This window comes from Joostella sp. CR20 (assembly GCF_038433465.1).
GTDB lineage: Bacteria > Bacteroidota > Bacteroidia > Flavobacteriales > Flavobacteriaceae > Galbibacter.
This window is the reverse complement of the sequence record NZ_JAESVF010000010.1, coordinates 38,154-52,002: the sequence shown is the minus strand read 5'-3', so window position 1 is coordinate 52,002 and position 13,849 is coordinate 38,154. Positions and strand designations below refer to the sequence as shown.

General features: G+C 35.4%; 13 protein-coding genes. 5 read left to right on the top strand and 8 right to left on the bottom strand.

Features of this window, described 5'->3' with window-relative positions:
- Positions 1-20 precede the first annotated feature (20 nt).
- Positions 21-1,124 carry a DNA polymerase IV gene (gene dinB / locus JMA43_RS12115; protein WP_342156892.1) on the bottom strand — a complete coding sequence of 368 codons (1,104 nt, stop codon included), beginning with the start codon at positions 1,122-1,124 and terminating at the stop codon, positions 21-23.
- Positions 1,125-1,214: 90 nt separating this feature from the next.
- On the opposite strand from dinB, the gene JMA43_RS12110 reads away from it, so the two are divergent.
- From JMA43_RS12110 to JMA43_RS12100, 3 genes are read left to right on the top strand one after another with little or no spacing between them, the layout of a single operon-like run.
- Entirely contained in the window at positions 1,215-1,892 is a 678-nt protein-coding gene (locus tag JMA43_RS12110) for an NAD(P)H-binding protein (protein ID WP_342156891.1), read from the top strand.
- Entirely contained in the window at positions 1,879-2,346 is a 468-nt protein-coding gene (locus JMA43_RS12105; protein WP_342156890.1) for a CYTH domain-containing protein, read from the top strand. The genes JMA43_RS12110 and JMA43_RS12105 overlap by 14 nt, the downstream gene beginning before the upstream one ends.
- A gap of 18 nt (positions 2,347-2,364) precedes the next feature.
- Complete coding sequence (locus tag JMA43_RS12100) at positions 2,365-2,850, top strand: YciI family protein (RefSeq protein ID WP_342156889.1); 486 nt, start codon at positions 2,365-2,367, stop codon at positions 2,848-2,850.
- Here JMA43_RS12100 and JMA43_RS12095 read toward each other — a convergent pair.
- Both JMA43_RS12095 and greA read right to left on the bottom strand, forming a co-directional pair.
- Positions 2,847-3,767, bottom strand: a complete 921-nt coding sequence (locus JMA43_RS12095) for a hydroxypyruvate isomerase family protein (protein WP_342156888.1) — start codon at positions 3,765-3,767, stop codon at positions 2,847-2,849. The genes JMA43_RS12100 and JMA43_RS12095 overlap by 4 nt on opposite strands.
- 55 nt (positions 3,768-3,822) lie before the next feature.
- The gene (gene greA / locus JMA43_RS12090) at positions 3,823-4,299 is read right to left on the bottom strand and encodes a transcription elongation factor GreA (protein WP_342156887.1); all 477 of its coding nucleotides are present in this window, start codon (positions 4,297-4,299) and stop codon (positions 3,823-3,825) included.
- Between the two features lie 209 nt (positions 4,300-4,508).
- Here greA and JMA43_RS12085 point away from each other — a divergent pair, with 209 nt between their 5' ends.
- Positions 4,509-4,949: a hypothetical protein gene (locus JMA43_RS12085; RefSeq protein ID WP_342156886.1), complete on the top strand. Its 441-nt coding sequence runs from the start codon at positions 4,509-4,511 to the stop codon at positions 4,947-4,949.
- A gap of 262 nt (positions 4,950-5,211) precedes the next feature.
- Here JMA43_RS12085 and JMA43_RS12080 read toward each other — a convergent pair whose 3' ends face one another.
- Both JMA43_RS12080 and JMA43_RS12075 read right to left on the bottom strand, forming a co-directional pair.
- Positions 5,212-5,952 carry a DJ-1/PfpI family protein gene (locus JMA43_RS12080; RefSeq protein WP_342156885.1) on the bottom strand — a complete coding sequence of 247 codons (741 nt, stop codon included), beginning with the start codon at positions 5,950-5,952 and terminating at the stop codon, positions 5,212-5,214.
- Between the two features lie 115 nt (positions 5,953-6,067).
- A complete protein-coding gene (locus tag JMA43_RS12075; RefSeq protein WP_342156884.1) occupies positions 6,068-8,449 on the bottom strand; it encodes a TonB-dependent receptor in 2,382 nt (793 codons plus the stop codon).
- Positions 8,450-8,812: 363 nt separating this feature from the next.
- Here JMA43_RS12075 and JMA43_RS12070 point away from each other — a divergent pair, with 363 nt between their 5' ends.
- Positions 8,813-11,263, top strand: a complete 2,451-nt coding sequence (locus tag JMA43_RS12070) for a hybrid sensor histidine kinase/response regulator (RefSeq protein ID WP_342156883.1) — start codon at positions 8,813-8,815, stop codon at positions 11,261-11,263.
- A 1-nt stretch (position 11,264) separates the two neighbouring features.
- Here the strand turns inward: JMA43_RS12070 and JMA43_RS12065 are convergent, their stop codons facing one another.
- The 3 genes from JMA43_RS12065 to JMA43_RS12055 all read right to left on the bottom strand — a co-directional run bounded on the left by JMA43_RS12065 (position 11,265) and on the right by JMA43_RS12055 (position 13,830).
- The gene (locus JMA43_RS12065) at positions 11,265-12,626 is read right to left on the bottom strand and encodes a sigma-54-dependent transcriptional regulator (RefSeq protein WP_342156882.1); all 1,362 of its coding nucleotides are present in this window, start codon (positions 12,624-12,626) and stop codon (positions 11,265-11,267) included.
- 169 nt (positions 12,627-12,795) lie between these two features.
- A complete protein-coding gene (locus JMA43_RS12060; protein ID WP_342156881.1) occupies positions 12,796-13,098 on the bottom strand; it encodes a hypothetical protein in 303 nt (100 codons plus the stop codon).
- 429 nt (positions 13,099-13,527) lie between these two features.
- Positions 13,528-13,830 (bottom strand): hypothetical protein, encoded by a 303-nt coding sequence (locus JMA43_RS12055; protein ID WP_342156880.1) that lies wholly within the window; start codon positions 13,828-13,830, stop codon positions 13,528-13,530.
- Positions 13,831-13,849: the final 19 nt, after the last annotated feature.

The following is a 13,849-nucleotide window of genomic DNA, read 5'->3' as shown; positions in this document are numbered from 1 at the left end:
CTTGAAGAAATATAGGCTGTTTAAAAATCGAATTTCAATTGCACAGAAACTGTTTTTGGGATATTGGTAATTTCTTTCTTTTTCTCGGTGTTTAAATTTGCCAAGGAAATCCCCAATAAACGCACCGAATTTTCTAAAGATTCTTGATAAAGTAATTCTTTGGAAGTTTCTAAAATCAAACTTTTATCAGCAATAAAATAGTCCAATGTTTTACTGCGAGTCTGTAGTTTAAAATCGCTATATTTTATTTTTAAAGTGACTGTTTTTCCTGCAATTTTATTTTTTTTGAGTCGCCTTTCTAGCTCATTTGCAATACTTTCCAATCGTTCTAGCATAAAAATTTCGCTACTGAGGTTGTCTGCGAATGTACGTTCGGCACCAACCGATTTCGGAATTCTATTTGGTTTTACAGCACTTAAATGAATGCCTCGAACTACTTGATAATAAAAAGCACCACTTTTACCAAAATGCTCGGTTAAAAACTCAACCGATTTTTCTTTTAAGTCTTTTCCTGTAAAAATCCCCAACGAATACATTTTTTGGGTTGTTACTTTCCCTACGCCGTAAAACTTCCTTATTTCTAAGGCTTCCAAAAACGGAATTACAGCATCGGGTTCAACTGTTTTTTGTCCGTTAGGTTTGTTATAATCACTCGCTACTTTAGCAACAAACTTATTGATAGAAATTCCTGCGGAGGCTGTCAATCCTACCTCATCAAAAATGCGTTGCCGTATTTCTTTTGCGATATTACTAGCCGACGGATTTCCTTTTTTATTTTCGGTTACATCCAAATACGCCTCATCGAGCGAAAGCGGTTCTACCAAATCGGTATAATCAAAAAATATCTTTCTAATTTTTAATGAAATCTCTTTGTATCGGTCAAACCTCGGACGCACAAAAATAAGCTCTGGGCAATTGCGTTTGGCTTGTGTACCACTCATGGCACTTCGCACACCAAATTTTCGTGCTTCATAACTCGCTGCAGAAACAACTCCTCTCCGCTCGCTTCCGCCCACAGCAATAGGTTTCCCTTTTAACTCTGGGTTATCCATTTGTTCTACGGAAGCATAAAATGCGTCCATATCAACATGAATTATTTTACGCAAAGGGAAGCTTTTTTCCATATACAAATTTAATTAGTAAATACATCTATTGTGTAATATTGAGTAACTTTATACATAAATGTATTGATACCATCAACCGATTTTAAAAACATGAACAAAGAAAAAACTGCTATTATCCTTGGCGCAACTGGTCTAACGGGAAACATCCTTTTAAACCAATTGTTAAACGATTCGCGTTACGCTACTATAAAATTGTTTTCACGGAATTCGGTAAACATCCAACATCCAAAACTAGAAGAACATTTAATTGATTTGTTCGAATTAGAAAGTTATCAAAAAGACTTCTTTGCTGATGAAGTGTTTTGTTGCATAGGAACCACCAAAGCCAAAACGCCCAACCAAAACACCTACAAAGCTATTGATTACGGCATTCCTGTTACAGCTTCTAGATTAAGTAAGGTAAACGGCATTGACACTTTTGTGGTTATTTCCGCACTAGGAGCAAACCCAAATAGCAATATATTTTACAACAAAATAAAAGGAAAAATGGAAGCCGATGTTTTAAAAACAGGCATTCCAAATACTTACATTTTACAACCTTCTTTAATTGGTGGAAACCGAAAAGAAAAACGAGCAGGCGAGCAATTCTTTAAAATCATTATGAAAGCCCTCAACTATATTATGGTTGGCCCTTTAAAGAAATATCAATCGGTTGACCCTGAAAAAATAGCAACAACAATGGTATATTTGGCAAATACTAATTTTTCTTCTGGAAGAATTAAGAACAACGATATTATTGATTTAGCAGAAAAAAATGATAGAAATTGAACGTAAATTTTTGGTTGCTTCGGATGAATTTAAAAAAGAAGCTTCAAAAAAAGAACGCATCGTACAAGGTTTTTTAAACAAAGACCCTGAGCGTACTGTACGCGTAAGAATTAAAGGTGAAAAGGGATATATAACCGTAAAAGGGATTTCCAACGAGACAGGTACCAGCAGATTTGAATGGGAAAAAGAAATTACAACCAACGAAGCTGAATCACTATTGAACATCTGTGAAAAAGGAATTATCGACAAATACCGATATGAAGTGATTGTGGGGAAACACACTTTTGAAGTCGATGAATTTTTTGGCGACAACCAAGGTTTAATTATTGCTGAAGTTGAATTATCTTCAGAAGAAGAAACTTTCGAAAAACCAAAGTGGCTAGCCGAAGAAGTTACAGGAAACCCCGCATATTACAATTCTCAACTAAGCATAAAACCTTTTAAAGATTGGTAACCTTCAAAAATACATCTTATGAAACTTTTTACATACACCTTTATTATTTGTTTGTTGATTGCTTGTAATAATGAAGCTTCAACGCAAGGAGTTACTTCCGAAGAAAAAACAACAATTTCTACCCAACAACTCAAAAAGCAACTTACAGAAAATGGTTTTCAGATTTTTGATTATATCGATGAAAAATCTGGCGACACTATCTTAATGCAACAATACTTTATTGCTTTTTTAAAACGTGGAGATAACCGTTCGCAATCAAAATCGGAAGCCGACAGCCTCCAAAAATTACATTTGGCACATCTCGGCAAGATGTATGAACAAGGTTATGCCGATATCTCTGGACCTTTTGGAGACGATGGCGATATTCGAGGAATTACAATTTACAACGTACCCTCTTTAAAAATGGCCGATAGTTTAGCCAATGCCGACCCTATGGTAAAGGCTGGCAGACTAAAAATTGAAATCCATCCGTGGTGGGCTGCTAAAGGTTTTCCGTTACGCTAAAAATCATCCATTTGTTTGTAGGCTTCAATCACGGCCAACTCCCCTTCTTTTCCTGTTTTTGAGTTTCCGTGTTCCATTCCTAAAACTCCAGTAAATCCTTTTTCATGGATGTACTTAAAGATGTTTTTATAGTTAATTTCTCCAGTAGTCGGTTCGTTTCTTCCAGGGTTGTCGCCCATTTGGAAATAAGCAATTTCATCCCACGAAGCTTCTATATTCGGAATTAAATTCCCTTCTGTAATTTGCTGATGATACACATCGAATAAAATTTTACAAGATGGCGAGTTAACTGCTTTACAAATTTCATAAGCATGCGCCGATTTTTGTAAAAACATCCCTGGATGATTTCTAAAATTTAAAGGCTCGAGTACCATTACAATTCCGTGAGGTTCTAAAATAGCAGCTGCTTGCTTTAACGACTCAACCACATTTGCCGTTTGGTAACCTTCCTCCAAACGCAAATCAACATAACCCGGAACAACGGTTACCCATTTGGCGTTTACACGTTTTGCAACTTCAACAGCATTCTTAATATCGGTTAAAAATTCAGTTCTATAGGCTGCATCACCACTGGTTAAATTTGGGTCTTGCCAATAAATTTTATGAGCCACAAAAACACCCATGGTCAAACCTCTTTTTTCCATAGTTTTGGCCATCGCATTTTGTTCAGAAACAGGACGATTACGCATTTCGTTGTCTTCAAAGGCAGTAAACCCTTGGTCGGCCATAAAGTTTAATTGGTCTATCACATCGGTTCCGGCAAGGTTTTCAAACATTCCAATATGCGGCGCATACTTTAACTGAAACTGATGTTTTTGCAAGTTTGTAGGTTTTGAAAAAGCAAAGGCTCCAGTAGTAAATACTGAAGCCCCAACACTTGTTGCTATTGTATTGTGAAGAAATTTTCTTCTGTGCATAGGTTTTGGTTTAATTAATCTTGGTTAAAGATATTAAAAAAACCATTTACACAAATTAGTCGCGACTAATCTCCAAAATTTCAAATTTTATAATTCCGTTTGGCACTTGCACTTCGGCAACTTCTCCAACAGATTTTCCTAGAAGTCCTTTTCCGATAGGAGAATTTACCGAAATTTTCCCTGATTTTAAATCGGCTTCGCTTTCGGCTACCAATTTATAATTCATTTGCATTCCGTTAGCTTGGTTTTTAATTTTTACATTCGATAAAACCAATACTTTAGAGGTATCCAACTGCGACTCGTCGATAACGCGTGCATTTGCCAAAGTTTCTTCTAATTTAGAAATTCGCATTTCCAACAAGCCTTGCGCCTCTTTTGCGGCGTCGTATTCGGCGTTTTCAGATAAATCTCCTTTGTCTCTTGCTTCTGCTATTGCTTGTGACGCTTTTGGGCGTTCTACGTTTTTTAATTGCTCTAATTCTGCTCTTAATTTCTTTATTCCTTCTTCTGTGTAATATGATACTTTACTCATAACTTCATCATTTATAAATACAAAAAATCCCCTTTGTCCAAAGAGGATTCTCACAAATATACAAAATTTTACACAACGCTCGTCAGTAAAATTTAATCCGCATTTCTAAAATTAAACTTGAAAGTATTTGTTGTAAATTGCATAACATTTTTTAAAGTTTTGCGTTTTTCTTTTTTTAGATGAAGGCTTTCAAATTAAAACAATCTCATATGAAATACTTAGTATACTGTTTATTGGCTTTAGTAAGTTTAACTGCTTGTAGTAGTGATGATGCATCGTACGACAACCCGTACCTTGCCGAACCTAATTTTAATTACACCATCAATTTAAGCTTACCTCAATATGCAAACTTATCCGTTCCTGGGTCTACTGCATACATCAATCAACCCAATGTTGGACTTAGAGGAGTTTTTGTGATGAATGTTTCTGGGAGTTATAGAGCATGGGAAGCAGCTTGCCCAAACCATCCGATAGAATCGTGTTCTACCATGACACTCTCTGATGTTACTTGCGAATGCAGTTGTGAGGGCTACCTGTACGAATTGGCTGGTGGAAATTTAATTGTAGATTTTCAAGGAGAAGGAAAATCGTATCCGTTGCAAGAGTATAGTGTTTCTGCAAATGGAAATACAGTGAGGATTTTTAATTAAAAAAATATCTCTTGAGAAGAAAGTACAATCGCTTTCTTTTCTGCTGAAAAAACAAATTTCCTTTACAGTGAATTTAGTCTTAAAACTAAAATCAACGTAAAGGAAATTATTATTTTATAGGATTCTTTTCAATATCCAGAATGTATCATACCAAGATAAAATGTCAGGTCGAGCACCTTAAAACTTATTAATTCGAACAACCTCTCGACTACGCTCGAGGTGACTGTTCATTATGACAGATTAACGATAATCATTACTTTTTTTATTCTTCTGAAGAAAAATTCCAGTTTTTCAAACGGTCCAAATACAAATACGACTCTACAAATTCTCGCTGTTCTACACTTGTCATTTTCTCCAACAATTCTAGAGAAGAAATATAACTCGCTAAGTTTCCGTTAGACGAATAAAACTTGCCATCGGTAACAAAACTTACTTCCTCATCGTTTTGCACTAATAAATCTGGATAATCTTTTTGAAGTTGTGCACCTCCACCAATCCACGTTACAATTTTCTTTCCTTTGGCAATTCCTGTTTTTCCAATAAGTTGTGCCCCACCACAATTACTCACCGTGTATTGTGTTTCCTTATTTCGTTCAACAATAAAATTTACAAGCGCTTCATTACGAACAGCTGTCCACATATCGTAAGCACTCGGTACAAAAAGCACATCGAGTTTTGGCGCAGTTTCAAAAGTAAAATCAGGAACAATGGTTAATCCTTCTTCGGTTTTTACGGGTTGCAAACTTTCTGCAATTGTTACCACATTAAAAAGTTGTTCTCCAGCTTCTGTGTGTTTCGAAAAAACATCCATTGGCGCGGTAACTTCAGTCATTAAAACTTGCTTATACACCAATAGTCCAATTGTTGGTAAGCTATCGTTTACCTCTACTGAGGTAACTTCTTTACTGGCAGTTTGTGCTACTTCTTTTACTTCGGTATTTTCTTTTTTCTCGGAACAACTCACTAAAAAAGCAAGCGCAAAAACAAACAAGATATGTTTCATAAAACAGTTTTTTTTAAGCTTGAATATAATTTCAATAGCTAATTTTCATCAAAAATACAGAATATAATTTACGAAAATTAGCTGTTTCAAGAATAATTAAACTGTTTTACTTCTTCTAAAAAGTAATGGTAGCACCCAATAAAAAGTTAATTCCAGCCTGCGGGTAATATCCTGTTCCGTCGTAAGTGGTTATCGAACCATCACTATTTTCTCCATCGTAGGTGTAATAATATCCGTTAGAACTGTATTCAGCATCAAAAATATTATTTACCAATCCGCTTAAAACTATTTGCTTAAAGAAACTGTTTGTTTCGATAGTGTATTGCACATTAAAATCGTTTACAAAATAGCTGTCCAGTTTAGAGTTTTCAGTATCGGTATTTCCTAAATATTGCACAGAAACAAACTTCGATAAAAACGATAATTGTAAGTTATCGAATGGTAAGTACGTAAAGTTATTTCCAGCTACAAAATTTGGAGAATACGAAATATTTGTGTCGCCTAAATCTTGTACATTGCCATCTATTTGCGTGTAAAAATCGAGGTTTTTGTTGGTGCTCAACGCAAAGTTAGGCTTTAACAAAAACTTATCTGCAAAGAAAAAAGTAGCATCAACCTCGAGTCCTAATCGGTAGCTATCACCCACGTTTTCTCTTAAAGGCGCACCAACATCGTTTAATTCGCCCGTTAACACCAGTTGATTTTTATAACGCATATAATAAACATTGGCATTTACTTTGGTTGTTGGCGTAGCATAGCGCCACCCCAATTCGAAATCGTTTAGAGTTTCTGGCTCTGGACTTCCACTTTCGTAATCGTTTCGGTTGGGTTCTCTATTGGCTCTGGCATAGGAAGCATACAAATTATTAGCATCGTTTAATCGATATGTAAGTCCCGCCTTCGGATTGAAAAAATTAAAAGTATCATCCACCAAACCTGTGTCTTCTCCGTTTGCCTCATAGGTTACTCGTCGGTATTGCAAATCTCCATACAAACTTAAATTGTTGGTTACTTTATAATTCAGTTTTGCAAAACTATTAAAGTCGGTTTTAGTAGAAGTATCGTCGTAATAACGGTCTCTTATTTCGCTATCGCTAGCATATCTCGCCCAAATAATTTCTCCAAAATGGTCGCCTTCGTATTTATTCCAAGCTCCACCAGCAATAAACTCCATAGTTTCATTTTCGTAAGTTGCCGAGAAAGTAGTTCCATAAAAATGATTGCTCAACCATCTACGACGAATTAAATCAGTCGATTGTATCGTTTCATCTGAAACCTCTATGGGCGCTAAACCATAATCTGAAAAATCTTCATCTTGTCTGTACTGCTCAAAAAATCCTCTTCCACGTGTGTAATGAATAGCCAAATTTGTATTCCAATTTGCAGTTAATTGCTCATTCCAATGCAACTGAAAATGGTCTTGCTTGTAATCGTCAACTTCATTATCGTAATAATCAACCACATTTCCATCGGTATCATAAATGGCACCTGCACTGTTGAAAGTGCGTCCATATTGCTCTATTTGCCAATTTTCAACACCATTCCAAGATTGATACGTAATTTCGTGTCCGCCAAAAACCAATGCTTTAATCAACGTATTGTCATCTACATAAGAACCTTGTAAAAAATACGATTCTAAGTCTGATGAAGCTCTGTCGATATAACCGTCAGATTTAATTCGTGACAAACGCCCAGATATTTCAACATGGTCGTTTAACAAGCCACTGCTGAATTTTATGTTTGCTTTTCGCGTATCGAAACTTCCTACAGAACCCGAAATTTCGGCATACGGATCTTCATTCACGGCATCGGTTAACAAGTTTAAACTCGCTCCAAATGCACCCGCACCGTTGGTAGAAGTTCCAACTCCACGCTGTAATTGCAGATTCTCTACGGAAGATGCAAAATCGGGCATATTCACCCAAAAACTTCCGTGTGATTCTGAGTCGTTGTACGGAATTCCGTTGATGGTTACATTCACTCGTGTAGCATCACTACCACGCACACGAATTCCTGTGTATCCTACTCCAGCACCAGCATCTGAAGTTGTAACTACCGACGGAAGGTAATTCATTAAAACAGGAATGTCTTGCCCTAAATTTCGAGGCGCAATTTCTTCCGCAGAAAGATTTGAAAACGTAACAGGTGTCTCTGTAGTTACACGAATAGCAGAGACCAACACCTCATCGAGCATAACATCGTCCTCCGAAATCTGTACATCGAGCACCGTGTTTTGAGTAACATTTATAGTTTTTGTAATTGGATTTTGAGCAGAAAATCTAAAAACCAAAGTTTGCTTTCCTGCAGGAACAGTTAATTCATAATTTCCGTAAGCATCAGTTTGAGTACCGTTATTGGTTTTTTGCAATAATACAGACGCTCCTGGAACTCCTACATTTTCTTGGTCGGTAAACTTCCCAGAAATCGTAAACTCTTGTGCAAAACATAGCTGAGCGCTTACGCATAAAAAAATTAAAGATGTGAATAAAAACTTCATTCGTAAATAGTTTTTTACGAATAAAAGGGGTTATTATTCTGTTGTTTGATTAAAATTAAATTGTTGCCTGTGCAAAAAAGCAGTTGAAGAATTTTTGTTTCTCGACTCCGCTCGAAAAGACAGCTAGCTGTATCTTTTCAAATTTACATTTAAAACCGCTTTTAAGCTCGGCCTCCCTAAACAGCATTACCTGTTCTAGGTTCCATGGGTATAATCTCAGCCTTTTTGAGTTAAAAAAATAATTTTCAAACTAAAAAGCACCCCTTATGAGATGTCGCAAAACTACAAAATGAAGGTTGGTTTAAAAAAATATTTTGACAAAACTTTCACATCAAATTAACACCCATTATTTATCTTTAAAAAATGGAAAAATCGAAAAGCAGAATTCCCTTAAAAGTGTTTTTGAGCTACTTAGCTTTGGCAACACTCGTTATTATTGTTGGCTGGCTCGTGTCAAACGAAATCAACTCTTTTACACAAGCTCAAAAAGACGAAACTATCGAGAAAAACAAAATTTTAAAAATAGGAAAACTTCTTACACTCATGTATGAAAGTGAGAGTTTTGCGCGTTCTGCTATTCAATCAAATTACAAAGAACCTTATCTTAATTTTCTTCGGAAAAACGATTCTATTTCCATCCAAATCGATTCTATAAAGTTGCTTATCGATGAGCCGCATCAGTCGCAACTTTTAGATAGTGTGAATAATCTTCTTCAGCAGAAAATAAAAAACATAAACGAATTAAGACAATTACGCTTAAACGATACTTCAGAAAAAACAATTGAAGTAGCCATCCAAAAATTGAGTAGTATTGAAGATCAGCTCGGGCGACTTTCGTTAAAAGATTTTGTTGAAGATCCAGAAAATTTAGACGAAAACACTAAGAAAATGCTTCTGGAATATATCGACATTAACAATCGGTACATTCCGCGAGATTCCAGCAATTCGGTAGATCAACAAACGCTCGATTCTATTGTAATTGCATCTCGAGAAATGCTTCAAAACGTAAAAGAAGAAGCCACTACGCAAAAGCTTTCACTAGCTTTAAAAGAACGTCAACTTTTAAAAAACGACTTAACAACTTCGCAGCAATTACGACAAATTTTAACTGCTTTTGAAAACGAATTTGTAACCAATGCGAGGGTAATAAATGCCGAACGCGAGCGTGTGCTTCAACGTAGTATCCGAGTAATTACAATTGCCGCAATCATCGGAGCTATATTGGTCTTGGTGTTTTCGATTGTTATTTTAAGAGATTCGTGGCGAAGTCAGCAATACAAACGAGAAATTGAAAAATCGAACGAGCACAACAAACTTCTTCTAAAAAGTAGAGAGCAACTTATCTCGATGGTAAGTCATGATTTACGAACTCCTTTAAGCACCATTTTAGGATATACAGAATTGTTAAAAGAAGCCAACCTCAACGAAAAAGAAGCACATTACACCGACCGAATTAAAAGTGCTTCGGGTTACGTAACCCAACTTGTGGACGACCTTTTAGATTTTTCAAAATTGGAGGCTGGAAAAATAAAGGCCGAACGCATCGCTTTCAATCTAAAAACGCTCATTACCGAAACTGCTGAAAGCGTTCAAGCAATTTACAGTCAAAAAAATATTGCGCTTCAAATTGATGTCGATCCGCAAATTCAAAACACCATAATTGGGGACCCATTTCGGGTGAAACAAATTGTATCGAACTTAGTGGGAAATGCTTATAAATTTACGCAAGAAGGTAGTATTACAATTAAAATTCGACTTAAAAATAGCCAAAACCAACAGTTGGTAAATATTGCTGTAATCGATACTGGAATTGGAATTAAAAAAGAAAAACAACAAATAATTTTTGAAGAATTTACGCAAGCCGAAAGCGATACCGAAAAAAAATATGGCGGAAGCGGCTTGGGACTAACCATCTCTAAAAAACTCGCAAATTTGCTTGGCGGAAATTTATTTTTGGAAAGCAAAGAAGGCAAAGGAAGTACTTTTTCATTTGTTTTTCCTGCGGAATTTAGCACACAAAAGGCTGTAAAAACAGAAACTCCAAAAACCAATACGCCGCTTCAAGAAAGCTATACTGCCATTATTATTGATGATGACGAAACACTTTTAAAACTCAACCAAGAGATTTTAGAAAACAACAATATTAAAACGCATGTTTTTAGCAGCGGAAAAAAAGCGCTCGAAGAAATACAAAATATCGATTACGACTTTATCATAACCGACATTCAACTTCCTTCGTTTAACGGGTTTTTCTTTGCAGAAACACTTCGCTCCGACGAGCAATACAACTACAAAAACCAGCCAATAATTGCAGTTACTGGAAGAAAAGACCTCAACAAGAAAAGTTATATCGACGCAGGTTTTGCTGAGTTTTTATACAAGCCATACACGCCACAGGCCTTACTAGAAAAAATACATCTTATTTTAAACCGCGAAGAAACAACTCCCGAAACCGAAATTGAAGAGACAGAAACCATGCAAAAGGATGCACTTTTCAATTTAAAATCGTTGAGCTCTTTTATAAGCGACAAAGAAGGGTTACTGCATATTATTGAAGTTTTTAAAGAGAACACCCAAAAAGATTTATCAGATTTAAAAAAGCATATTACTGATGAAAATTTGGAAGAAGTACGAAAACTTGGGCATAAAATGCAAACAATGTTTAAGCAAATAGATGCCCAAACTGTAGTGCCTATTCTTAACTTTTTAGAACACTTTAAAGACAGTGAAAAGAAACAACTTTCTAGAAATTACAAAGCTTTAAAGAAAAACATCAAGCTTACTTTTTCAGCAATCGATAAACACTTAAAATAACCTAAGCGTCTATTTCGTATTCTTTGATTTTGTTATAAAGTGTTTTCCGAGTAATATTTAACAATCGAGCAGCTTTCGATTTGTTGTTACCAACTTCTTTAAGCGCGTTAATGATTAAATCTCGTTCGTTGTCTTTTGTAGAAAAAGATTTTGCTTGCTGATTTTCTCTTGGCGGATTGATCACCTCAAAAGGAAGCACCGATTTTTCAATCAGATCGCTTTGTGTTAGTAATGCTGAACGTTTAATAACATTCGACATTTCTCTTAAATTTCCAGGCCATTTGTATTGCTGAAAAATGGTAATCACTTCATCTGAAAAACCTAAAACATTTTTATTGAGTTGCTCGTTGGCAAGGTTTAAAAAGTAATCAGCAAAAATTAGTAAATCTTCTTTCCGTTCGTGTAAACTTGGCACTTGAATAGAAAACTCATTTAAACGATGGTATAAATCCTCTCTAAATTGTCCGTTTTCAACAGCCTTCAATAAATCTTCATTGGTAGCGGTTATCAATCGGATATCAACTTCAATTTCTTTATTACTTCCAATAGGTTTTATCTTACGCTCTTGTAAAGCCCTTAAAAGTTGAATTTGGTTTTCATAAGAAAGATTTCCTACTTCATCTAAAAAAATAGTACCGCCGTTGGCCGCTTCAAAATGACCTACTTTATTATTTACCGCACCTGTAAACGAACCTTTTACGTGACCGAAAAATTCGCTTGCAGCAATTTCTTTCGGAATAGCTCCACAATCAACAGCAATAAAACTAAAATCTTTTCGGCTACTATTATCGTGAATTCGTTTTGCTACCACCTCTTTCCCTGTGCCGCTATCACCAGTAATTAAAACCGACATATCGGTTGGTGCCACCAATTTTATATATTCATTTAATTTTGAAGACGCGCTGCTAATGCCTGTTACCGTTTTTTTAGAAGACACTTTTTGAGCTGAAGTAGCATTTGGAGTAGCTACTGGTTTTACCTCAGTATTTACACTTGGTTGCTTGTCGCCTTGTAACGCATTTTTTATAACCACCAACACCTCATCTTGATTAAAAGGCTTAGAAATGTAGTCGAAAGCGCCCTTTTTCATTGCCTTAACCGCAGTGGTCACCTCGGCGTATCCCGTCATTAAAATTACAGGAGTATCTGGGTGCTTTTCCTTTACTTTTGTAAGAATCGAAATTCCGTCGTCGTCGGGAAGTCTTAAATCTGTAAAAACTAAATCGTAAGCAGTAGTACTAAGCTTCTTTTGAGCTTCTTCAGAAGAATAACTCGTTGCTACCGTAAAACCGTTTTTGCTTAAAAAACGTTCGAGCATAGCCGAAAACGTAACATCATCTTCTATTAATAAGATATTTGGCATCCTTAAGTGGGTTTCTACAAAAATAGCAAGTTATTGAGTGTAACATTTTAAAAAAATCATAAAAAAAGGATGGCTTTCGCCATCCCTCAAACAAAATATGACTTTGTTTATAAATTAATAAATTACAGTTGATTATTGGTGATTATAGTGGTTGGTTAATTATACTTTTTTACTTCTGAAGCCACTCTCCACCTGCAGTAGCATATAAATTTGAAGTTTGCTCCCCTACAATTACTTGAATTTTATACTCATTGGATTCATTTTTAAATGCTTTTGTAACTTGAATTCCAGGAAAATCTCTCTCCAAAGCATCGGTAACTGCAGTTGGCAACTCCGACGTGTCGATAGGAGTGTATTCATCTTGCAAGATGTTTACTTTTTCTGTTGTTGATGTTTCTAATGTGTTTGGAACGGTTGCAAACGACACTAAACTACCTAGTGTTAAAACGGATGCTAATACTAACTTTTTCATATCTATACTTTTTTTGGTTAAACTTTAATTGCAATGTTTTGATTTATAATATTCCAATTTCATTCCAAAAAACACATTTAACTAATTATCAGTATTTTATGTGTTTTTAATGCTATCTCAAACTGTAAAAACTGAGTAAAAACAACACATTTCTGTGTAAACAATACGCAATTTTTAAAGTTGGATTTTTCTTTTTACTGAAATGGATTTGAATAAAATAAGCTCGATTCGAGGTAGATGGTGATATCAAGGAATTTTATTTATATTTTATTCATTAACAATACTTTCATTTTTAACTCACAAAAAAATATTTTTTATTGGTGTTCGTTGATGTGCTCCGCAGTTGTCTTGACACAAAAACGAAACAAAAAAGGCTATCCAACTGGATAACCTCTTTCAAACGTAATTAAAATAAACGAAGCTTAAACTTTATTTTTGCAACCACTCCCCGTTTTCATCGGCGTATAGTGTTGTTGCTTCTCCGCCAGCAGATACTTCAATCTTATACTCGGCGGCTTCATTTTTGTATGCTTTTATAATTTCTGCACCAGGAAAATCCGATGCTAATGCTTCTGTAATTGCTTGTGGAACTTCAGAAATTTGAATTTCTTCGTACTCATCTTGTGTTGCATAAATATCTTCCGCTATTCCGTCGTGAAAAATTACTGGTGTTGCTGCAAATGATGCAAAACTTCCTAATGCAAATGCTGATGCTAAAACTAATCTTCTCATAACTATATATTTTTAATGT